At 52.1% G+C, this 23,408-nt stretch carries 15 protein-coding genes and 1 pseudogene; 8 read left to right on the forward strand and 8 right to left on the reverse strand.

What is annotated here, in order from left to right:
* Nucleotides 1–208 precede the first annotated feature (208 nt).
* The 4 genes and pseudogenes from AC5JLP_RS29805 to AC5JLP_RS29820 all read right to left on the reverse strand — a co-directional run.
* A pseudogene (locus AC5JLP_RS29805) lies at nucleotides 209–661 on the reverse strand (transposase); the annotation flags it as partial.
* Between the two features lie 15 nt (nucleotides 662–676).
* The gene (locus AC5JLP_RS29810) at nucleotides 677–826 is read right to left on the reverse strand and encodes a hypothetical protein (protein ID WP_496071484.1); all 150 of its coding nucleotides are present in this window, start codon (nucleotides 824–826) and stop codon (nucleotides 677–679) included.
* 48 nt (nucleotides 827–874) lie between these two features.
* The gene (locus AC5JLP_RS29815; protein WP_496071485.1) at nucleotides 875–1,315 is read right to left on the reverse strand and encodes a helix-turn-helix domain-containing protein; all 441 of its coding nucleotides are present in this window, start codon (nucleotides 1,313–1,315) and stop codon (nucleotides 875–877) included.
* Between the two features lie 518 nt (nucleotides 1,316–1,833).
* Nucleotides 1,834–4,227 (reverse strand): hypothetical protein, encoded by a 2,394-nt coding sequence (locus AC5JLP_RS29820; RefSeq protein WP_496071486.1) that lies wholly within the window; start codon nucleotides 4,225–4,227, stop codon nucleotides 1,834–1,836.
* Nucleotides 4,228–4,552: 325 nt separating this feature from the next.
* Between AC5JLP_RS29820 and AC5JLP_RS29825 the strand changes: the two genes are divergently transcribed.
* Nucleotides 4,553–7,087 carry a COG1470 family protein gene (locus tag AC5JLP_RS29825; RefSeq protein WP_496071487.1) on the forward strand — a complete coding sequence of 845 codons (2,535 nt, stop codon included), beginning with the start codon at nucleotides 4,553–4,555 and terminating at the stop codon, nucleotides 7,085–7,087.
* Here AC5JLP_RS29825 and AC5JLP_RS29830 read toward each other — a convergent pair.
* Nucleotides 7,084–8,340, reverse strand: a complete 1,257-nt coding sequence (locus AC5JLP_RS29830) for a pentapeptide repeat-containing protein (protein ID WP_496071488.1) — start codon at nucleotides 8,338–8,340, stop codon at nucleotides 7,084–7,086. The two genes, AC5JLP_RS29825 and AC5JLP_RS29830, sit on opposite strands and share 4 nt — an antisense overlap.
* A gap of 123 nt (nucleotides 8,341–8,463) precedes the next feature.
* On the opposite strand from AC5JLP_RS29830, the gene AC5JLP_RS29835 reads away from it, so the two are divergent.
* On the forward strand, nucleotides 8,464–10,167 hold the full coding sequence (locus AC5JLP_RS29835) for a tetratricopeptide repeat protein (RefSeq protein WP_496071489.1): 1,704 nt from the start codon (nucleotides 8,464–8,466) through the stop codon (nucleotides 10,165–10,167).
* A 370-nt stretch (nucleotides 10,168–10,537) separates the two neighbouring features.
* Here the strand turns inward: AC5JLP_RS29835 and psbA are convergent, their stop codons facing one another.
* Nucleotides 10,538–11,620 carry a photosystem II q(b) protein gene (gene psbA / locus AC5JLP_RS29840; RefSeq protein ID WP_496071490.1) on the reverse strand — a complete coding sequence of 361 codons (1,083 nt, stop codon included), beginning with the start codon at nucleotides 11,618–11,620 and terminating at the stop codon, nucleotides 10,538–10,540.
* 284 nt (nucleotides 11,621–11,904) lie between these two features.
* Nucleotides 11,905–12,963, reverse strand: coding sequence for a hypothetical protein (locus AC5JLP_RS29845; RefSeq protein ID WP_496071491.1), 1,059 nt, complete (start codon nucleotides 12,961–12,963; stop codon nucleotides 11,905–11,907).
* Between the two features lie 581 nt (nucleotides 12,964–13,544).
* Here AC5JLP_RS29845 and AC5JLP_RS29850 point away from each other — a divergent pair.
* Together AC5JLP_RS29850 and cofG are read left to right on the forward strand one after the other, a co-directional pair.
* Nucleotides 13,545–14,276 carry a helix-turn-helix transcriptional regulator gene (locus tag AC5JLP_RS29850; protein ID WP_496071492.1) on the forward strand — a complete coding sequence of 244 codons (732 nt, stop codon included), beginning with the start codon at nucleotides 13,545–13,547 and terminating at the stop codon, nucleotides 14,274–14,276.
* 331 nt (nucleotides 14,277–14,607) lie between these two features.
* A complete protein-coding gene (gene cofG / locus AC5JLP_RS29855; RefSeq protein WP_496071493.1) occupies nucleotides 14,608–15,570 on the forward strand; it encodes a 7,8-didemethyl-8-hydroxy-5-deazariboflavin synthase subunit CofG in 963 nt (320 codons plus the stop codon).
* Nucleotides 15,571–15,702: 132 nt separating this feature from the next.
* Here cofG and AC5JLP_RS29860 read toward each other — a convergent pair whose 3' ends face one another.
* Nucleotides 15,703–18,486 (reverse strand): GAF domain-containing protein, encoded by a 2,784-nt coding sequence (locus tag AC5JLP_RS29860; protein WP_496071494.1) that lies wholly within the window; start codon nucleotides 18,484–18,486, stop codon nucleotides 15,703–15,705.
* A 343-nt stretch (nucleotides 18,487–18,829) separates the two neighbouring features.
* Here AC5JLP_RS29860 and AC5JLP_RS29865 point away from each other — a divergent pair, with 343 nt between their 5' ends.
* The 4 genes from AC5JLP_RS29865 to AC5JLP_RS29880 all read left to right on the forward strand — a co-directional run bounded on the left by AC5JLP_RS29865 (nucleotide 18,830) and on the right by AC5JLP_RS29880 (nucleotide 23,062).
* Nucleotides 18,830–19,996 carry a quinone-dependent dihydroorotate dehydrogenase gene (locus AC5JLP_RS29865; RefSeq protein WP_496071495.1) on the forward strand — a complete coding sequence of 389 codons (1,167 nt, stop codon included), beginning with the start codon at nucleotides 18,830–18,832 and terminating at the stop codon, nucleotides 19,994–19,996.
* Between the two features lie 157 nt (nucleotides 19,997–20,153).
* Entirely contained in the window at nucleotides 20,154–20,486 is a 333-nt protein-coding gene (locus tag AC5JLP_RS29870; RefSeq protein WP_496071496.1) for a hypothetical protein, read from the forward strand.
* 52 nt (nucleotides 20,487–20,538) lie between these two features.
* Nucleotides 20,539–21,846, forward strand: a complete 1,308-nt coding sequence (locus AC5JLP_RS29875) for an FGGY-family carbohydrate kinase (RefSeq protein WP_496071497.1) — start codon at nucleotides 20,539–20,541, stop codon at nucleotides 21,844–21,846.
* A 364-nt stretch (nucleotides 21,847–22,210) separates the two neighbouring features.
* Nucleotides 22,211–23,062 carry a PAS domain-containing protein gene (locus tag AC5JLP_RS29880; protein ID WP_496071498.1) on the forward strand — a complete coding sequence of 284 codons (852 nt, stop codon included), beginning with the start codon at nucleotides 22,211–22,213 and terminating at the stop codon, nucleotides 23,060–23,062.
* Nucleotides 23,063–23,408 lie beyond the last annotated feature (346 nt).

Here is a 23,408-nt window from a genome sequence, read left to right on the forward strand (position 1 = left end):
TCTGCCAAACCATCACCAAAAGCTGGGAAGAGCCCTATGTAATTGACATTTCACACTTCTCGTAGCTGCTGCCGTTCCCCATCAGTTAATCGAACAATGTATTTCTTTTGCATAAAGCACCCTCGCTTTATACAACTTCGTCGATTTGGACGAGTTTGCCAACCCTAATTCCTAAACGTGACGCTGCACTAGTAGAGTGAGTAATTAATTATGCAACATAATGCTTGCCCAGTTTCTGGTCTGCATCTTGACGAGTAAAGCTCCAATCAATCGTTTTCTTCTGTCGATTTCTGCGCCTGTTCCAAGCCCTGACGTGAGTGACTAATTCCGCCTCGGTGGGAATTTTCCGGTTGAGGCACTGCTTGTCTAGAATGCCAATCTCAATCTCTGCCATGTTTAACCAACTGCCATGCTTGGGGGTGTAATGAAACTCAATGCGACTCAGTAATTTCTGCGCCCGCTGGGAACCTAAGATTTCAACAAAGACCTTCGCAAAATGAGTGTTGAGATTATCGACCACTAGATGCACCTTCTGGGCATCCCGATAGCGCCCTTGCAGTAATTGGCGGAGGAAATGGACAAAATCAGCCTTCTTGCGGTGCCGCGTGACCTGCACCTGCCGCCATCCAACCAACGGTTCAACTGCTACAAACAAGTTACGAGTGCCCTGGCGCTCCTATTCATAGTCCACTTTGCCAGCTTTCCCTGGTTGCATCGGTAAGTTTGGGTGTTTCGGCGCTAACAGTTGGTTGCTTTTCTCATCGACACACACCACAGGTTCAGCGCGGTCGTAAGGACGCTCGTAGAGGTCAAGTACCGCATACATCCGTTAGCCGATATTGAGCCGTGAGTTAACCAATGCACCACATCTCCTTCAACCAAGGCTGACAGCGTTTTTTTGGAGCACCTGACGCACCGTTGCCTGACTGACCGTTTGCAGTGCCTGAGTTTGACCACGAGCCACTTCGGTGAGCAAGGGCAGACTCCATTGCGAGTCCCCCGTCGGCGGTTGACTACAGGCTAAGGCGACAATCTCAGTTTCGGCTTTGTCATCGTATTGGCGGGGGCGACCGGGTCGGGCTTGGTCATATAACGCGGCGGCGAGTCCACCCTTGAGATACCGTTGGCGAGTCCGCCAAAGCCGAGTTCGTTCCAGATTGAGTACCGCACTGATTTGCCCATCCAGCACGCCTTGATCTAGTGCTAGCAACACTTGCGCTCGCTGTAGAACACGGACCTGACAGACTCCGGTTGAACTCAGGGTTTCCAGGTAGTCTCGTTCTTCATCTTTGAGATGGATTTCGACCCGTTGCATACCCGAATCAATGTTGCATTACTTCTTGTCTAGTCTACTAGCTTTAGTGCTTTACGAGAAGCGATGGAGGCAGTTTTGAAAGATGCCGTGTCCTAACAGTGTTGTCTGTAGCTATAGGTTTCAAGTCTATCTTTGAAATGTCGATCTAAAAGAAATGAAATTAGTATGACCCAAAGAACAAGCGCCAAAATGAATATACCAAGGGCTTTTGAGATAGCACCCCATTCTTGAATGATGTAGTCAAAAAATGCCTTCATTACAAGCAGCCACCACAGTAGAAGAAAAGCCTTTCTTATTGATCATTAACTCAAGCTGCACAAAACGGAAAGAGTCGGTTGCGCTTCCAGATAGAACTAAAGGCTGTGAATACGTTAGCATGTTGCAGCTTTGCGGTTTCCCATTCAACGCTCACGCATTTTACTCCAAGTGGAGTTAATCTTTGTGAGGTTTTAAGTATATCAATGTCGAGCTTTACACCTCGTCTCGCTATGTGGCGGAAGTAAACTGCATCCCTTTCCTCACGGCTCTTCCAGCGGTACTAAGCCCGTTTGGCTCAATAGATGTTGTCCTTCACGGGTCTTCAGCAATGCCGCAAACTTCTGGCCGATCGTGGAGCGATCGTTGTCTTTGGCGTAAACGACAACCAGTGGATACGACAGTGGGTACTGTCCGGTTCTCAGGAGTGACGGTTTGAGCCGATAGGAGCCTTTCTCGTTGCACAGATCGGTTTCTGGCGTGATCGATCGTCCCTGTGCGAATCCAAGCACCTGAATGGGTTGTCCTGCATTTGGCGCTTGCTGTAAGGCTAATGGATACACAGAACACTGACCCACCACTTTGCTGAGCGAGCTGAAACCGATGCTGCCAATCTGGTGCGCTTCAAAGTCTTGAATGACCGATCGCATGACAGCAAAGTCTGGTAGCTGCGCGATGGTATGCATCGACGTGGATGAAGGATGGTCGAACGATGGTTGTAGCACTCGCCGTTGAAAAATTTCGATGGCTTCACGGTTTTCTGGTGCATAGAGACCGACGGTTAAATGGGAGGGGCTGAACGCGCTCCACTGATTGATGCTGCCTGTGTACAGTTGGCGTAACTGCTCTAGATCCAACTGACCGTGAAGTTGAGTGGGCAGTCCGGTAGTTCGTTTGGCATAGCTGAAGGCCACAAAAACGGCCAGACCGTCATAGGCGATCGGCTCAGCAGTCAGCGTGTCTGGCAGGGTATGCAGCAAGGGCACGATCGCAAAATTAGTGGTGCCTGCTTGCACTTGGTCGATCGCGGTGTCGATCGAATCGGCTGTCTGCAACTGTAACTGGAGCTTTGGCTGTGCCGTACTGACCCGTTGTTGTAGCGTTTGCCCTTTTTGAATCAGGTCAGTTGTTTGCCAGACGTAACTCCAGATGCCGTCGGCTGTGGTGCTATACGTGAATGTGCCCGGTGGAATGCCGCCAACGTCACGTAGCGCATTTAGAGAGGGAACCCGGTTCGCTGTGCTCAGTTGGGGTTTCGGCAGCACACTCCAGAGCAGCCAGCCCAATAGCCCCAGACCGCAAATGCTCAGTAGCCCGATCGCCCAGCGAGAAAGGTGGCGTTTGGGTGTGGGTTCGGGCGTTGCCAGTAGCTCTGATGCGATCGAGGGGCGCGCGATCGGAAGCTGCTGTAAGACACGTCGGGCAGCTTCTGCACTCTCAAAAGGAGTCTCCCAACCCAGCAGCCGCAAGATGAACTGTTTGAGGGCGCGATCGGGCATGTGACCATCCGCCCGCTGCCAGTGTGTGTCCTGCATGGGATCAAGCGGCTGCCCATCAGCGGTGGTAATCTTGCCAGTCAGAAGATAGAACGCAATGTAGCCGATCGCAGACAAGTCCTGTGCGACTGAGGGTGGAGTTGTTTTTGCCAGTGGTGGTTGAAACAGCCGTTCCCACAGCGCTAGATCGCTTAGGTAAATGAAGAAGTTGGCATCCTGATCCTGGTCTGTTTCGCTTGCTGCTGTAGGCGTTTGCAGTTGCGGATTGACGTGCGTCTGCCCAATGAGCAGGCTGTCTAAATTGAGATTGCCATGCACTAAACCTGTTTGCAGTTGCCCTGCACTCAGACGAAATTTCTGCCCATACAAAAACTCCAGCGTTTGTAAGACTTGATGTAAAACTCGTCGTACTTGTGCTTCAGACATTGCGCCTGTAGTCAGGTATTGGTTGAGTGTGGGGGCAGTGCCGCGTCCATCCAGCACAATAAAGCAGCGTTCGCTTCGTTCATCCACGATCGCCTCTAAGGGAGCCAGCAAGCGGCAGTCCTGCGATCGTCCATCGGCGAGACTTAGCCCCGCTAAGGTTTTGAACAACTGCTTGGTTTGCCAGGTTTGATCGGCGTTAAAGTATTGCTTTGGCAGAAGATACTCTTTGACCAGTACGGGTTGATTCATGCCAGTCTGTACGGCAGCATAGATGCGTCCTAGGCCCCGTCGCCCTAGCCATTGCTCAATGCGATAGATTCCTCGTTGTCCCTGTAGTTCTGCGCGTTCTGGCAATTGGGTGGGAAACCCACACGGTTCCTGGCAGTAGGCCAGCTTTTCCCCGTCTGTACCAAGCGGCTGGGCTTGTGAACAACGGAGAGGATCATTCTGCAAACATCGATAGCGAGGATAGGGTGAATCGACTGTTTGTACGCCTGCCGCTGTCGGTAAGGCAATTGGGGGGCGGGCTGCGATCGCTGCCGTCTCTTCTGGAGCACTCGCGTCCGGTGGAAACAATTCTTGATAGACTTCGTCCCAAATGGGCTTAACCCATGCCCACCGTCTCAAGGCAATCATGTAAGCCTGCTGTACATGGCGAGGTTGGCTTGTAAAGCGGTAGGCGTAACGCTTTAAGACCTTTTTTGCCACAAGCTTAGGAACATTCTGAATTGCCATCGGCCGGACCCACAAGACAGGGAGCAAGTTCAGGGTTCCCTGCAAGGCGCTTGAATCCTCAGTGCGATCGTTTATTAATGACTGAAGCTAAAAACACTTGAATCAGCGATACACTGTTGCTGACTTAGAGGACCGCTAGCCTTTGGTCAAGTAATGCTGGCAGAAGTAGCAGACGTTGTTTGGCGAGCATCAAGCAGAATTGGTGAAGGCTGCTTCAACGTTTAAAGAGCAAGTAACGTAAAGAGCAAGTTTAACGGAGCACTGCTGGTTCGTTAGGGGTGGTCTAGGGGCAAACTTATGTGTCCTACAACAAAGGGAAGATCTCATGTCAGAGCAAGGAGAGGGTAGCATCCTTAATGAGACATCCAGTTTGTCCACTGTAGAGTCTCACGTTGGCACGGCCAGCAGCCCTCTTGCTGCCATTATCAGTTCCTCTGGTCGAGATACGTTGGTGTCGGGCGATCGCTTCAATCTGAGCGTCACCATCAGCAACAAAGGGCATCAAAGCGCCATTATTACAGTTTTGATTGATGCACTTTCGCCGTCATTGCAGCAGTGGTGTGAGTCGGACCAGGAACAACTAGCATTAGGCCCTAACCAGAGCGATGAGGTGATCTTCCCGATCCAAATCCCGATCGAGGCGCTGCCGGGGATCTATCGCTATTTTGTGGTCGTTGATGCCCAGGAACATTACCCCGAAGATACGCCGATTCGCTACGAACAGCAGCTTCAAGTCTTACCAGCCACACAAAATACGATTCGCTCTAACGATCCAACCTTTGTGCTCGTGCCACCCTCTAGCTCTGCCAATCCCGCAATTCTTCAGGCTGGTGCTGCCCTTCAGTTTCAAGTGCTGGTCTACAACCGGGGCGATCGGGTCGATCGCTTTCGGCTTGCCTGCACAGATCTTCCCAAAACCTGGTTCAACATCATTTATCCACCGAGCGCACAGGGCGGCGGGCTGATTGCGGAAGCCGATTCTCTCAATCTGAATCCTGGTGAACAGGGCGTAATTTTGCTGCTGTTCAATCCACCGTTTGATGCGCTAGCTGGGAGCTACGTGCCCACCTTACGGCTTTATTCTGAAACCTTGCCAGAACTGGTGCTGCTAGATCTGGTGTATCTGCAAGTGCCCCCGGTCTATTTGCTACAAGCAGAACTGCGGACGATAATAGGGCAGGTGAAGCGGCAGGCAGGGCTGTTTCAGGTGCGGCTATCCAACAGTGGCAATACGCCGCGATCGATTACCCTGTCGGTGCAGAACCTCAACGAAGAAGCGCTTTGTTTTTACACCCTGGAACCAGCAACCGCTCAGGTTGCGCCGCAATCAGTGGTTGGTGTCGATCTCCGGGTACAACCAGACCCCTGGTGGCGGCGACCGATCTACGGAGGCGGTCGAGTCATTAACTTCAATGTGTCGCTGCAAGACGATCGCCAGTTGCCGCTGCCGATCGATCAATTACCGGGACTTCTAGTATGGGAACCGCGCCCCTGGTGGCAGTTTTTTCCGCTACTGGTGTTGAGTATTCTGGGCGTTTTGGGGTTGGTCTATCTCCTCTGGTGGCTGCTGTTTAGAACGCCCCCCTCACCCCAGATTGCCCAATTTGCACCAGCCGACAGCGGCTATGCTGCCATCAATGACGATGTGGTGCGACTGAACTGGCAGATCAACAACGCCGATCGCTTGCAATCCATTACCATCAACGGCTTGTCCAGTGATGGCACACTGCTCACCCGCCCAGAGGTATATGACTTTAGCCGGGGCATGCCTGCTGCGCTGGAATCCTTTTGCACTCAATCATCGGCAGTGCTGACGTGCAATAGTGTTCGGACTACGGCTCGCAAGGCTGGTACCTACTTGTTTGAGATGACCACTGCTTCCAAACGAGCAAAGGGAGCCATATCTGACACGCGCAAAAGCATTCCAGTCAAGATTGAAGCGGTGCCCTTGCCCCAGATCGTGGGGTTTGCCTCGACCCAGCCCATCTATCAAGAGCCGAGCGGTTTTGTTATCAAGCCGATCGCTCAGCCGATCGCGAAGACCGCAAAGCCAACGCGTAAGATGATCATCAACCCGGTTGACCCCAACAGCAAAGAGAGCAAAGCCTTTGGGGTTCGGCTTAACTGGGCGATCGCCAACCCTGACCAGTTGCGTGCTGTACAAGTCGTGGGTCGCACACCTGATGGAGGGGTTGCCAGCCCCTTAAAGCAATACGATTTCAGCCAGGGCATCCCCAAAGAATTGCAAGCAGTTTGCAGCCTACAGCAAGTCCTAATTTGTCAGGCCGTTCCCACCGAGTTGCGGAAACCAGGAGATTATGTATTTGAACTCACGGCGCTTCCCAAGGTCAGTAGTGGAGAAAAGTCACCATCGCAAAAAACAGAGTTGATTAAACTGCTACCCCGATCGCCTCAAATTGTGGCGTTTCAACTGAATGGAAAACCGATACAGCCAAAATACTTTATTCCCATGACGACGGGGCAGGCGGTCGGTGGTTTGGTGTTGTCGTGGTTGATCGATACTAGTAGCGGCAGTCGGGCCGAATTATTACCAGTTCCAGGCAGTGTCCCGCTTAAAGGGGCTTTACCGATTTTCTTAAGCCCTAAGCCAGGAAGCGTGACGCTGACATTACAAGTTACCAGCCCAGCTGGGCAACAAGTGACGCAAGCCGTGACGCTAGAAACATACGATCCTGCGGCGGGTGATCCGGCTACAACGGCTGCTGCCGCTGCTGCTGCTGCGATCGCCAATGCCCAGGCCAGCCCTTCACCCAGTGCTGCAACTCCGACTGCTCCAGGTGATTCACCTCCAGGCACTCTGGCACCGATCGCGATTCCACCCCAGTTCGATCGGCGCTAACAACCCGCCTTCCACCCGGTTGGTAACGTTGCCCCGCAAAGATTTGTGTAATCCAGCTTCACACCTGCCAGTCGCGCCCCTTGTAGCTTGGCATGGTTGAGATTGGCGTAGCTCAAATCTGCCTGATCGAGATTGGCTCCTGTCAGGTCGGCTCCGCTTAAGTTTGCTTCACTCAAATTGGCACCGCTGAGGTTTGCGCCCTGCAAGTTAGCGCCACTGAGATTGCTGCGTCGTAAATTTGCATTGCGTAAGTCGTTGCCGCTGAAATCAACCTGGCGCAGGTTAAGATTGCTCAGGTCGGCCTTACTCAGCTTGAGGTTTCGGAGCTTCGCACCTTCGAGGTTGATCCCGCGTAGGCTTGCCTGGGTCAATTCAGATTCGCTGAGATCCACACCACGCAGATTGCTACCGCTCAAATTAGCCTCACTGAGATTTGTGCCGCGTAAATCAGCCGCAAACAGGTTTGCCCCTTGAAGCTGGCTCTGGCTGAGATTGGCTCTATTCAAGCTCGATCGCGATAAATTGACACCTGCCAGATCCGTGCTGCTGAGGTTGGACTGTTGCAAATAGGCTGAGCTGAGATCTGCCCGTCGCAAATTGGTTTGCTGAAAAGTGGTCGATCGCAAATCTGTCGCACGTAAGCTGCCCTCTCTCAAATCTGCTTGACTTAGATCAGCGTTGCTCAAATCGCTGATAAAAAAGCTGGTACGCCGTAAGGTGGTTTGGCTTAAATTCGCATTGCTCAGCAACGCATCTTCCAGGAAGGCTCCGCTAAGATTCGCTTTTGCTAAGTTTGCGTTGCGTAAATCGCTGCCGTTTAAGTTCGCACCCGCCAGATTGGCCTCGCTCAAATCTTGATCACGCCCTCCTTCTTCCACCAATTTGCGTACCAACTGCCATTTATCCGCCAGCACGGTGCGATCGCTCACAATCGTGCCTTTCAGTTGTGCGCCCTCCAGCTTTGCGTCTGCCAGATTTGCATCTGCTAAATTAGCGTTACGCAAGTCTGCTCCAGTTAAATTGGCTTGCTTGAGAAACGCACCTCGCAAATCCGCTCCGTTCAGATTCGCACCTTTCAAATTGGCTCCCCGCAAATCGGCCTGCCGTAGAGACACTCCCCGCAGATTGGCATTCACAAGATCGCACCCTGCACACTGGCGCGTTTCGCGTAGCTCCTTAAGGTGACGATCGTTCGCTGCCTGAGCTTGAAATGGTAGCAGCACTAGCAGCAAAGTGACTGGCAAAGCTTTCATAAAATTTCTCGTGTCCAGAACAAGCGTTGCAATCGATGGTTTGATACAGTCAATGACGAAACTGGCGTGTTTCAGCATTGAGCTGTCGATAATACTATAGTTCCCAACATTGAGGCTCTTTCCATGCCGCGATCGCAATGGGTTACTCTTGCCACGTTCATTGCCAGCCTGTTTGTTGGGCAGAGTCAGAGCCTTGCTTCTAAGCCTCCAGCATCGCCTCAACTTGTAGCACAGCAGATGCTTCAAGAAAAGCTCAAAGACTTTGCGTATTGGACAGACCTTTGCAGCCTCCAGGCCGATTCAGGCAAGTATGAAGAAGCCCTCAAAGCCTGTGAACAGGCGATCGTGTTGCGTCCGAAAGATCCATTGGCGTGGGCAGACCACAGCGCGATCCTCTTAAAACTGAAGCAATATCCAGAGGCGATCGCCTCTGCTGATCGGGCGTTGAACTTCGATCGCAAAACCTCTCTGGCGCTCACGTATAAATGTCTTGCCTTTGAGTCGCTGGGTCGTCATGAAGAAGCATTGGATACGTGCAATCAAGCCTTAAAAGTGGATGGTAATTGGGGCAGAAAATCGCCTGCGTTGGCCTGGTTACACCGGGGCATCATTCTCAGTCAGTCGGGACAACTAGATCAGGCAATCACAGCCTTCGATCGCACCCTCTTATTGGAACCGCAAGATTCGTTGACGCTGGCATACCGTTGTCAAGCATTGGCAAAACAAGGTAAAAGCCAGGAGGCCGTCGCAAGCTGTGATCAGGCTTTACAAGACAACGATAACTGGGGCGATAAAACGGCTGCGTTTGCCTGGGCAAATCGTGGCTTGGCAAATCGTCAGCTCAACCAATGGCAAACCGCGATCGCTGATTACGATCGCGCCATCAGCCTTGATCCCAACGATGCGACGATTTGGAGTGCCCAGGGATTGATGCTCGAAAAGCTCAACCGTTTTACCGAAGCGCTGGCCTCCTACACTCGCTCTACTGAACTGAGTCCAAAATATGCGTTTGCTTTACTGGGTCGCTGTTCCATGCTGAACCGCTTGACGCAATACAAGGATGCAGAAGAACCGTGCAAACAAGCGATTCAAGGCGATGGTAATTGGGGCGAAGCCACTGCGGCCCAAGCCTGGAACCAACGCAGCGTTGCACTTGCGGGCCAGGGAAAGTACGAAGAAGCCCTGGCGATTGCAAACCGTTCAGTAGGCATTAACCCAAAGTCAGCGAGTGCCTGGAGCGATCGTAGTGTGCCCTTATGGTATCTCAAGCAGTACGACGAGGCGATCGCGTCCACTCAGAGAGCGATTCAGCTTGATCCCAACTTTGCTCAGCCCTGGTTTAATCAAGGGTCGATTCTGCGGAGTGCAGGCAAACATCAGGAGGCTCTGACTGCATACGATCGGGCGCTTCAACTTGATCCTACCAATTCTGACGGTTGGGCAAATCGTAGTGTGGTGCTGTGGCAGCTACAGCGCTACGCACCCGCGATCGCCGCCGCTGACAACGCCATTCGATTTAATCCCAATTCGTTTTCAGGGTGGTATAACCGGGCAACGATACTCATGTCTGTGCGATCGTTTCAAGAGGCGTTCGCTGCCTATCAACGAGCCAGTCAAATTGACCCCAAAAGTAGCGATGCTCTCACCGGGCAAGGGCTAGCACTTGCCAAACTCAGTCGCTTTCCAGATGCGTTGAAGATCTTACAGGCATCGCTGCAACTCAATGCCAATCAGCCGCTAGCCCAGGCATCGCTTAAGAGCGTCATTCAGCAAATGCAGAAGCAGACACCGTTAGTGCAAACGGCTCCTACGCTGTCACCTCCTTAAAGGTATTGAGACCAAACAAGCCGCTCAAGCCCAGAACGAAACAGGGTGGTTTCATACAAGGAAGTCAAATTAGCAGCGGATGGAAAACAGATGAAACGGATAGATTCGGTAACTTTTTGTTCGGTTTATCTGTTTCATCCGTTCCAAAATCCGTTGCCAACCTTGTTTTCTTCTGATGCATGAAACACTCTGGCTCAAGCCCAGAATGAAGGGGTGGGAATAGTCAAATGCATTAGGAAAAAGCAGTCTTTCAACACCCCACCAATTCTCCGCACACCAAAAGCGCTCCCTCAGTGAGGGAGCGCTCTTCATTTACCCAATCAACCGATCAAGCAACTAGTCAACTAGCCTTGGTCAAACAAGGGTCAGACTAACCGTTGATGGAGGGAGCCGCGAGGGCGACCGGAGCCGCCTCACCCGCCGCCAAGTCAAGCGGGAAGTTGTGCGCATTCCGCTCGTGCATCACTTCCATCCCCAGGTTCGCCCGGTTCAGGATGTCCGCCCAAGTACCGACCACACGTCCCTGCGAGTCGATGATGCTCTGGTTGAAGTTGAAGCCGTTCAGGTTGAACGCCATCGTGCTGATGCCCAACGCCGTGAACCAAATCCCGACGACCGGCCACGCACCCAGGAAGAAGTGCAGGCTGCGCGAGTTGTTGAAGCTGGCGTATTGGAAGATCAACCGACCGAAGTAGCCGTGCGCTGCGACGATGTTGTAAGTCTCTTCTTCCTGACCAAACTTGTAACCCGCGTTCGCCGATTCGTTCTCGCTGGTCTCACGCACTAAGGAGGAGGTCACGAGTGAACCATGCATCGCACTGAACAAACTGCCACCAAACACACCCGCGACGCCCAACATGTGGAAGGGGTGCATCAGGATGTTGTGCTCGGCCTGGAACACGAACATGAAGTTGAAGGTGCCGGAGATACCCAAAGGCATGCCGTCCGAGAAGGAGCCTTGACCAATCGGGTAGATCAAGAACACGGCGGTCGCGGCGGCTACAGGGGCAGAGTAAGCGACGCAGATCCAGGGGCGCATGCCGAGACGGTAGGACAGTTCCCACTCACGTCCCATGTAAGCGAAGACGCCAATCAGGAAGTGGAACACGACCAGTTGGTAAGGGCCACCGTTGTACAACCACTCATCTAAGGAGGCGGCTTCCCAGATGGGGTAGAAGTGCAACCCAATGGCGTTGGACGAAGGCACTACCGCACCGGAGATGATGTTGTTGCCATACAGCAGGGAACCAGCGACGGGCTCGCGGATGCCATCGATGTCCACAGGGGGCGCGGCGATGAAGGCGATGATGAAACAAATGGTCGCAGACAGCAGGGTGGGGACCATTAGGACGCCGAACCAGCCTACATACAGGCGGTTGTCGGTGCTGGTCACCCAGTTGCAAAACTGCTCCCAGACGTTGACGCTCTCGCGTCTCTGTAAAGTCGTAGTCATGATAGGTAATGAGTGCTTGGTTTAACGTGTTTAGGCGGTTTTACCCGCTTGTGAATGAGTATAAACCGAACATTGACTTTTGTAAAGCAACTGCAACAAACGCTTGTGTGAAATGACGTCCTAAAGGCCAGGAGTTCTGCGGTGCCAAGTCTTTGGCGTTGTGTACACAATTTAAGCGTTTGTTTACTTTTATGAGAAAACGCTGGCATGCGAAGCGATGAGGAAGACCACCCTACTCGATCGTCCGCCGCTGTCTTTCTAGCTTTTCTCGCCTTCCCTGACGCTTACTTCATGAGGGTCTGTTTCATTCTGCTCAGCGCCTGCTCAATATCCAGTGCTAAAAAGCGATCGAGGGCAAGGTAAACCCAGTGATAAGAGCGTTGAGTATCCTGAAAGGTTTTTTGAAAGCCCAGGGCTAACCGCAAATCCTCATATAGAGGGTGCAGGATGAGCGAGTAAATATCGCACAGGTTAGGGAAGTCTTGCTGCATCTGTATGAGCGCTTCGCGGCTGTCTTCCAGCAAAAGACAAATGTTCTCAGCTTGCAGATAGGGCGTATCAATCACCCAGGAGCGAATGTAAACCGAGGTGCAGGTTTCGTCCCCTGCAATTGCCATGATGAAGGGATCAGTTTCGGTTTCGGAGGACAGGTAGAAGCTTTTGCTGGGTGGTTGAAAGAAGTGCATCTCGGCCTCACTTGTTACAGGGAAAAGTACGCTGATGCCAACTGGGTTGAGATTATCTGAACGACGCAGTACTCGCAGCCCTTTGGGATACTGCTGCGCCCAACCGCGTAGCGACCTGGCAATTTTATGAGATGCTTTAGCCGCATCTTTCATCAGTTCTGCATAGGTACGCGCAATGAGATTGGCGATCGGAATCGTATCTGTCCGAGGATTGAACGCATCAGGAATCAGTGTTACCGCCACTTCTGGCTGGATCGGTGTCTCTAACTCTGGCAGTGAGCGAATCTGAAGGCAAAGGGTTTGCCCATCAAATTGTTTTTCGAGCAAGCCCAGCGCTACAAAACGATCGATCATCATGCCCGCAGCCCGATCGCTCCCGCGCTCTTGATCCCCATAAAACAGTTCAGCCGCTTCTCGATGGGTGCAGGCAATTAACCCGTCTGTTGAGTGTAGGTGAGTCAGGGGTTTTGTTAATTGCATTCCTAGCATTTGCCGTTGCTTCAGCAGAAGGTAAGCCCAAAGACGCACAAAATATTCTGCCCGACGACGGGTTAAGCCACCCCGTCCCATCAGCATCGACATATAGACACGCTGCTGTGCTAGCGGAAAAAACCGTTCAAGCAATTCTGGGGCTAAGCGCTCATTGAACTGGGACACAGGTTTCAGAGAACTCACGAAAGTGCTGGACATGAAGGGTGTGGTGAGGGATGAGATGAGGATTTTTCTAGTGACTCAAGAGCTGTGAAACGTTTGAGAGTGGCGAAAAGTACCCAAATGGGTGAGTCCGTTTACAAATGTTAGGCCGACAATAGGGAACATCGTCGCTGTAATTGTGCGGAATCTAGAAGCCTTTGATGAATCTAAGGGGTTGACGCTTGAAAGATTGCTTTTGTCTTCTTGGTTCAGGCTATTCCGTTCAGCTAGATGCTGAACTCAACTGGATGTTGAGTGGTACGGCTGACTAACCTTAATTTAACCTTGCTAAATCGCTTTGCTGACAAAGGATACTTGCGTAGCTATTAGGCTGTTAGGCGATTCAAATTGAGTTCATTATTAAACAATTGGGCGCGTCTTAACCGTCCGAAATTGGAAAAAACTTCACTCCACTTCAGCCTTGTTCACTCTCATTCGATCGACGCGACTGCTCTTCAACGGTTTGGTGCCAGTTACAGGTTGCTCATTGTGTCTTCACAAGCACAGCGGTCAAAATGACCACATCGTTTGTGGAGTCCTGATCTATGACAGCCCCCTTACTGGTTTCGTCGCTTGAGCCAACCAAGCTCGGTTCTTTGTTTAGCTCTTGCGCCGCTGAAAAAACGAATAAACCTTCATCTGCACGCCGCGCCAAACAACCTTCTGGACAACAACCGAAAACCACCAGTGCCCCGCTCAGCGAAACATCTACGCTGAATCTCATCCGGAGTAGCCTGCTGGAATCCCTTAACCAGGGTGTGATTGTGACCTCTCGCGGGCTGAACCCGCTTTACTGGAATGCTAAGGCGCGGACGCTGTGTCAGCATTTATCGGGCAATGATTTTCCCCCGCTTGAGCTGCCAGCAGAGGTCTCTGAAGTGTGCCATCGGCTGATGCGAGAGAATCGCCAGAGCGATCGCCCGTTTGTGATGGAGTGTCAGGCCGCTACAGGTCAGACCATTCGCATCAGCGCTCGTTGGTTGGAGCTAGCAGGCTCTCAAACCATCGATCGAGATGGGCAACGACAGGCTTATATTCTGGTGCTGCTCGAAAACTGTGATGACCTTCTATACGAAGAAATTCAGATCGAGCGCAAGAAGTACGATTTGACCGAGCGAGAGGCAGAGGTGTGGATGCTGCTGCGGCAGGAGTACTCTTATCAAGAAATCGCCAAAATGTTGCAGATCAGCCTGAACACAGTCAAAACGCACATTAAGAATGTTTACGCTAAAAAACGCAGTTGCCAGGGGCGTGAGAAGTTCTGGTGCGGTGATTAAGGTGACAAAGATGGATGAAAGGCAAAAGGATGGGGCATCTTTACTCGGTTGGGTAGGCAACACACTATGAGGAGTACCAGTTTTGAGTTTTGAGTTTTGAGTTGAAGCTGACCGATGACCGCTGACGGCTGGAGTTTTGAGTTCTTGACTACTCCCCACTCCCTATTCCCTTTGAGTAGTTTTGAGTTCTTGACTACAGCAAGACATCACGAGACCAGGATGATGAGCGTTAGGTTAGAGGCATAGTCTATGAAGAGTGCTTTGTTGGTCATCAATGTCTTTCAATGAATCTTGCATTCAAGGCGCTGTGTCTCAAGCCCAACATCTGAATATGTCTACTAGAGTGGCGACCTATAGCCCTGCTTATACGCTGGTGCCAACCTATGAGTGCTTTAACCGCTGTAGCTACTGTAATTTTCGGGCTGATCCGGGTAAAAGTCCCTGGTTAACGTTGGCTGAGGCTGAGGTGCAACTGCGATCGCTGCAAAATCAGGGCATTATTGAAATTTTGATCTTGAGTGGCGAAGTGCATCCCCAGAGCGATCGTCGATCGTCCTGGTTACAACACATTTATGCACTGTGTGAATTGGCTTTGTCGCTGGGGTTTCTACCTCATACGAATGCTGGCCCCTTGAGTTTCGACGAGATGGCTCGTCTAAAAACTGTGAATGTTTCGATGGGTCTGATGGTAGAGCAGATAACCCCTAACCTTTTACAAACGGTGCATCGCCATGCCCCTGGTAAACAGCCCGCATTGCGCTTACAGCAGCTTGAACAGGCTGGCGAACTGTGCATTCCCTTTACGACCGGGTTGCTGCTGGGCCTTGGCGAAACCGAGGTCGACCGGTGCGATACCTTAGAGGCGATCGCGCAACTGCACCAACGGTGGGGGCACATCCAGGAAGTGATTTTGCAGCCGTACAGCCCTGGGCAGACGGAAGCCTGGTTAGGTGCAGCGTTTTCGCCTAAGCAGTTGTTAGACACGATCACGATCGCTCGGCGCATTCTGCCTGCTGACATTGCGCTACAAATTCCTCCCAACTTGGTGCCGCAGTCGCAACTGATAGCGTGTCTAGAAGCAGGGGCAAGTGATCTGGGTGGTATTGGGCTACGGGATGAAGTGAATCCTGACTATCTGCACCCGATCGATGCGGAACTGGCAAAGTTGCTGACAGCAGCCGACTGGAAGCTAATGCCTCGGCTACCGATTTATCCTCAGTACGATCACTGGCTGTCCACGGACTTGAGGAGCGCGGTCGAGAACTGGCGGGGGAAGATAGGGGGCAGGGGATAGGGGAAAAGGCTGTAGCTTGCTTCCCGAAGGGTAGGCTGAAGGCTAAAAAGCTGACCGCTGTAGCTTGTTCCCGCAGGGTTAGCTATCGCTCTTCCAACTCAAAACTCCCAAACTGATCACTCGATCAACTCCTCACCCCTTGCGATCGCTTACGGCTAGCGGCAGTACCAGGCGACTCAAAATGCGGTTGTCATCAAGTTTATAAAGATTAAATTCGCCACCGATTTGCTTCATGAGAGTCCGGCAGATGTACAGATGTTGGCCCGGAGGGTGATCTAGGGGGGAGGGTGCCAGTAGATCGGCTGATCTCCCTATTTCTAGCTCAGTGAGTAGGCGTGGCTCAACCTTGCCGCTGTCTGTAATGGACAGTTCAAGCCAGTGGCTATCGATTTGGCGGCACCAGAGGTCGATGCGTCCACCGATGTCGGAGCGTTGGCAGGCCGTCAGCAACAGTTCGTGCAGAACCAACTCAATCTTCGCAATATCCCCGTTGATGGTGAGATTTGTTTCATCGTGCACCTGAGACCAAAGCTGCTGTTGCTTCATTAAGCCTTCTACTCGCCCCAGCGATCGCTTGAGCAACGTTACCAGCGACATGGTACGAGCATTTGTTCTCAGGTGCCACTGCTCTGTTTGAATGAGTGAGGATAGGGGGCTGATCGCATCATTTAACTGCCGTAGGATCTGCTGATAGCGGGTGCTAAACAGTGGATCTTTAGGATTGCCAAGGTCTTGCAGTCGTTTCAGGTTTGGCAGGAGCGATCGCTGCAATTCTTCGAGGGAACGGTGCTTGTACCAATTTAACTGCTCTACGGCTTCGTGCTGTGATGCAAGCCGTTGCGCTAACGTCAGGTAGCGGTGAGACCAGGCTAGCTGGCTGACCAGGGCACCCAGCGCACTCAGATGTTGTTCTGACCACTGGCGATCGCTCCCATCTGCAAGCAACACAATCCCTAACGGCTCGTGCTCTGGAGCCGTTCGTAACGCCATTGCTAAAATTTGACCGATGGCGCTACCGCTGAGCCATTGACGGGTTTCGGCGGGGATGTCTACGATCGCTAAGGGCAGTAAGCCATCACTTTCTACGACCCATCGGATCAAAGCATCCGCGTGGACTGGAATGATGGCATTGGCATTGATGGCGAAGCGATCGCTGCTAAAGATCGGACTGACTACACGACCGTTTGCTTCACCCGGCGACCAAGTAATCAGCGTTGCTAAAGGCACCTGGAGCACCTGAGCAATTTGTTGCAGCGCAGCTTGTTGCAGTGCCTCCAGTTGATGCGTCTGCTGCATCAGGGCAAGCCCCCATTGGATGGTTTGGTTGACCTTCTGCTGTTGCTCATTGTGCTTTTGCAGTTGCCACTGGTGCAAAATCAACCCAAGCTGCTGGCTGACAACCCGGACGAGATCACGCTCCGTTCGGCTCCAGGTGCGCGGGCTTTCATGGCAAATGATGACAAGCCCTTCGATGGGGCGACCGAGAGACACATGGCACAGAATTAGCGATCGCACGCCCAGTTCCATGAGGCGATCGCGCCATGCCACCAAGCGCAGATCACCATCCAAATTTTCGATGCTGATGGTGTCGGTGCTTTTGGCTAAGAGTTGCCAGTCGGCTTCGCTGAGGATGCCTAGCGGTGTCGTCAAAGGACGACGGTTTGCAGGTTGGCTCTGGTAGGAGATGTCAAACGTGCGCTGTTCTGGGTCATAGAGCAGCACCAAAAAGCGATCGGCCCGTAACCGCTTACACACTTGTTCAGCAGAGAGTTTGAGGGTGGCTTTCCAATCGTCTTCACCATAGATGGAATGGGCAATTTCAGCCGTGAGGACGCGATCACGCTGAATCTGGTCGATCGTATTTTCCATTTCGTCGAGTGGTGCGATCAAGGCGATAATTTGCGCTGCCCCACGGAGATAGCTTTTCTCTTCGTCTTCCCAAATGCGGGGATCGTTCCCTTCAACCGCCAGAAAGCCGAGTAGCTCGTTCTGAAACAAAATGGGTGCTGCCAGCAGCGATCGCGCTCGAATTTGTTGCATGAGCCGACTGGTGGTATCGGCCTTGAGAGAACTGTGGGCTTCTCCGATCGACACCAACTGATCGGTCAGCAATGCCTGGTAAAAACTGCTGACTTCCTGTGCGGTAATGCCAGAAGCAGGCTGGTTTGCCTCACTAAAGCCGCTTGCCTTTTGACGATTACTCATGCGTCGCCAAAAATAGCGGCGTTCACGCTCAAACCAATACACGCTGGTACGAGTTGGCTGCACAAATTTGTGCGTTTCTTCCACAATGGCTTCCAATCGGGCACCTAAGCCAGTGAGCGATCGCAGTTTAGTCAAAAGGGCTAAGAGCGGCTGATCGGGTCGTTTCGTTTGCTGCCGTAACCACTCTGCTTCAATTTGATAGAGTGCGGTTGCCAGACCACCCAGCACCATTGATAGTCGCGCTTTTTCGTCCGATCGTGGCGATGCGCCCCACAAGCTTGAGCCTAACAGCGTCACCCCAAAACAGCGATCCTTATAGCGGAGCGGGAAAATTACCGTTCCCTGGACATCAAACATTTGCGCGGCCTTCCGCCATTCACCCGCGCGTAGTTCCTGCCGCAGATCGGGCACAGCGAGAGGACGCTGCTGAATGACTACCTGCTCGAATAGATCGCCAGGGTTGAGCAAAAATCGCTGCTTGAGGAGCGATGTTTTACCAGATGGCGTGTTGCCTCCCTTACCATGCAACCGATGGTCGAGGCGATCGTACAGCCCAATCCAGATCAGGCTGTAGTCAAATTCAGTTTCTAAGTAATGAAGCGTCGTATCAATGAGAACGTCAGAATTCTCTTCCTCCCGCAAAATTTGCAGGACTCGCCCCAGGGCAACCAACTGTTTATCGTTGGCGTTTGGCTCTTTTGGTTGAACCATTTAGTGCAGTATGAATACGCCAATACAACGAATGTAAGCGGAGCGGTGTGCGATATGCAAACGGAGATTAAACACCGACGTTCAGGTAAAAAAAGACACTGAAACTAGGTGGGCAATCCGCTTGAAAGCATTTGCCGAACCTGGGCCATGTTGTACTCATCCTAGTTCGTTTTCAAGGGTTCCGTCCAAAAGCACAGATGCAAACCGCCAACAGCGCTTGAGGTATGTTAATGCTTGCGATCGCACAGCACAAAGGGCTGACATACCGTTGTAAGCTGTTGCAGGGTGAGCCAGGTATGCTGATGAAGGTGTACTCGTTCATGTCATCTAAGCGGCTGTGGAGATGTATCGGTCTATCATTCGTCCTGTGCTATTTTCTGGGCTGAAGGCAGATCCCGAATGGCTGCATCAGCAAACGCTCAGTGCTCTGGGTTGGCTGGATCAACAGCACGGTCATCCGTCTGTTCGCTGGCTGCAAGCGCGTCTAGCCAAAGCCTATTGTTTAACTGACGATCGCCTCTCACAATCGTTGTGGGGTTTGAACTTTAGCAATCCGATCGGGTTGGCAGCAGGTTTTGACAAAGATGGGGTCGCCTCTGGTATCTGGCCTCATTTTGGCTTCGGCTTTGCAGAGCTTGGCACCGTGACCTTCAACGCCCAACCGGGTAATTCCCTCCCCAGACTCTTTCGCCTTCCCCTAGATCACGCGGCTCTCAACCGCATGGGGTTTAACAATCAAGGTGCAGCGAGAATGGCAGCGGTGTTTCAAGGGCGATGGGGAGGGCAGGAGTTAGAAGTCAGGAGTCAGCAGTCAGGAGTCCTGACGTTACGATCGCTCTTTCCACTCGGCATCAACTTAGGCAAATCGAAAAGCACGCCGCTAGAGAAAGCCGCCGATGATTATTTGGGCAGTTTTCGATTACTGAAGGACTGGGGCGATTATTTTGTAGTAAATGTCAGTTCGCCCAATACTCCAGGTTTACGATCGCTCCAAGCTGCCGACCAGCTTGAGCCAATTTTGGCGACCCTTCAGCAAGACAATACAGAACAGAAGCCATTGCTCATCAAGATTGCACCGGACTTAGAATGGGATGGGATCATGGCTGTTTTGGAAGTTGCTCAGAAATATAGACTGGCTGGCATTATTGCGACAAATACGACCATTCAGCGGGATGGTTTAAAGACGCAGGTTATTGCGGCGACAGGCAAAGCTGTGCAGGAAGAGGCAGGTGGAATTAGTGGGGCCCCGGTGCGGCAGCGATCGACCGAGGTGATCCGCTTTATTTACCAGGAAACGCGGGGCAAGCTACCGATTATTGGTGTCGGAGGTGTGTTCACGTCAGACGATGCGTGGGAAAAGATCACGGCGGGAGCCAGTCTGGTGCAGGTCTACACGGGATGGATTTACGAAGGGCCTCGTATGGTGCGCCGCATTCTGGAGGGCTTGGTGCAAAAAATGGACGATCGGGGACTTACTTCGCTATCGCAGGCGATCGGGCTAAAAGAATAGCTTCCTTGCTTTGCGTCTGTTGTCCAATCCTCTTTTTCGCACGAAGCTAATCCCATCCCTCTCTAACAGGATCAAAGTCAATCCAACAGGAGGAAGGCGCGAGAAGGTGATACCAGCTACTGTAAAGCAACCTGCAGTTTTCAAGCGGTGAATTCAGATGAACCGTGCGATTTATACTTTTTCCATAGCGCTCGTAACAGCACCGCTGCTGACTTTGGCAGCTGTAAGTGCGGCTCTGGCACAGTCTGTACCGCAGATCAATCGCCTCACGCCGCTGCAACAACAGCAATTTGCGCGAGATCTAGTGCCATCCGGGGCACAGGACTTTTTCAATGCTGGTAATGCCAGACTGGAGCAAGAAATTCGGCGCTTGGCGCAGCAGCGATCGTCCCTCAATGAGAACTTGTTGAAAGTGAATCAGGAGCGGCAACCTCAGTCAAATGACCACTTCAAACAGCCCGATTCCTTGCCGCGCGATCGCGCACAGTAGAGGACAGTAAAATCGTTGTTAAGAATGCCTTTGTAGAGTAAGCATCCATCCCATGACTTTCTATGCTGGCGTTGACTTTGGCACATCAGGCGCACGGATTGCCGTTGTGGATGCTAAGGGCATCCTTTGTCATCAGTCTAGCCGCACGTTCGGCACAGTTTTAGAAGCGGCTCTGCCCGACTGCTGGCAGGAAACGTTATTTTCACTGCTCCGTGGCATTGAGTCTCCACAGCGGCGAGAGCTTGCCGCGATCGCGGTCAATGGCACATCTGCAACCGTGTTGCTCTGTGATGCTATAGGCAACCCGGTGCTACCGCCGCTTCTTTATAATGATGCGCGCGCGGCCTCAGCCGTAGAGGGTTTGCGGCAGTTGTTTGCCCAGGAGCGATACCACAACGCCCCTGGGCAACACACCGTGCTGAGCGCCACCTCTAGTTTGGTCAAACTGCTGTGGTGGAGTGAACAGCCAGCTTTTACACAAGCACGTTACCTGATGCATCAAGCCGATTGGTTGGGCTTTCTGCTGCACGGTCGGCTTGGCGTAAGCGATTACCACAACAGCTTGAAGTTGGGCTACGACGTGGTGCAATTAAGCTACCCAGACTGGCTGACAAGTTTGGCGATCGCGCCCTTACTGCCTCAAGTCATCGCACCCGGAACGCCGATTGGCCCCGTGCAGCCAGAGGTTGCGGCGCACCTTAATATCCCTTCTCATTGCCGTGTATGCGCAGGTACCACCGATAGCATTGCAGCATTTTTAGCCAGTGGCGCAACGGAACCAGGCGATGCTGTCACGTCCCTTGGATCAACCTTGGTGCTGAAGTTACTGAGCCGCACACGGGTCGAAAACAATGCCTATGGCATTTACAGCCATCGATTGGGCGATCGCTGGCTAGTGGGTGGTGCTTCTAACACGGGTGGTGCTGTCTTACAGCAATTTTTTACGCCATCAGAGTTGGCAACGTTGAGCGATCGTATTCCTACGGAGCAAGCCAGCCCTTTAGATTACTATCCGCTGCTACAGCCTGGAGAACGCTTTCCCACAAATAATCCACACTTATTGCCACGGTTAGAGCCGCGACCATCCGATCCGGTTGCCTTCCTGCATGGCTTACTGGAGAGCATGTCGCGGATTGAGGCTGAAGGATACAGATTGTTGCAAACGCTGGGTGCCACACCCTTAACGCAAATATTTACAGCAGGTGGCGGGGCTGAGAATGCGGCCTGGACTGCCCTACGATCGCGCCATCTAGGTGTGCGAGTCGAGCGATCACAGCAGCCAGAGGCAGCCTACGGTACAGCACGACTGGCATTGGGGCTGCTTACAACTCCTCGGCTTTCAGAGACGCGGCATCTGTAGAATGCACCGAGAGAGCCAATCTTGTGTTTATAGTGCACTCAATCCTGATAAAGCTTCGGTAAGTCAGCCTGAAGGCGTGCGTGATACGTGTTTATCTAAAGTACACTGCTAAAAATCTCAGCAATTATGCTGATAAATTTGCGCGGTTTTCTAGTTGAAGTTGAGTGAATTTACGTATGCTTTCTTATCTGAACATCTCCTAATCTGAATACATGTATGACGGCGTTGCTTGTAGTGATGACGATCAGTTGCTAACAGTTCCCTAAACGACTGCACGATCGCTCAAGTAGCCTCGTTCGCGAACCACAAGCAAGACTCTGAATTCAGATCCATTAATCGAGTACACTTTCTCCGCAGATTGCTAATGACCAGCAAATCAATGACGTTCCGCTTTCCAGCCCCGTTAGCGCAGGTGATCGAAGCCCAGGCAAGAGCAACAGGAAGAGATCGGACGACGGTTGTTGCTGAAGCCTTGGCACAGTCGTTTGGGTTAGCCTTACCCGCAAAAGTATCGGTCACCATTGAGATGCTCCAACAGCAGCTCCAGCAGGTTGAAGACAACGTCACAATCCTTTCAGAGCGGCTGACGAACCTACAGCAATCTACGCTTACAGACAGCAGCACTCTGTACCGACTGGAATTACTGGAGCAGTTTGGTCACTCACTCAGAGCCTTGCTCTCCACAACACTGAATGAGACGAAGGCTGATTTCGTCTCACAAAAGACGATCGACCTCATGCGTATCAGCCAGGATGGGAATACCTCATCGCGGGACACGGCATCTGGTCGGCTGCAATTGACCGCTCAGTTAGAATCCCTCCCAAGTTTGCAGGCGCGCATTTTGGCGATGATGCCAGACCCTGTTTTTGTCTGCGATCGCGCCCAGCGGCTGCTTTACATCAATCCTCTCGGCGCTCGATCGCTGGGTCTAGAGCCGCGTTGCGCGCTTCAACAAACCATTCAAGCCTTTGATTTACCACTGGATCTAAAAGCACAACTTTCTATGCAGTTTGAGACTGTATTTATGACTGGGCGGGCGATCACCAGTGACATTAGTTTCACAACGCCCCTCTATGGGGTACGTGACTATGAATACACCCTTAGCCCGATCCAAGGCTCTATTGAACATATCGATGCGGTTCTTTTCAGTACGAAGGATGTGACAGAGCGTAAGCGGCTAGAAGTAGCTCTGAAAGTGACAGAAGCCAACTACTAGCCATGCAGAAGGTAGGGGAGGGGTCAGAGGTCAGGAGTCAGGAGTTAGGAATCAGAATCTAGGAGCCAGGAGTCAGCAGTGGCTTAACCAACTGACTTCTAGTTGCTAACTGCTCAATCAAGGTTGTAAGCAATCGGACGCAATGAAACTGAGGATGCTAGATGGGTTGAAAGCTGAAAGCTGACCGCTTTAAAGACGACTACGCAGCTTTAATAGGTGCTTTCAACGCTTAACGCTGCACGCTTGATCGCTGTTGCCTCAGCCATTGCTATACTAATCTGGCGTTTCAACCCTGGTTGCCTGACAGAAGTAGGTGAAACCCAATAAACACGAGGAAATTGGTGAA

This window comes from Stenomitos rutilans, assembly GCF_059505485.1.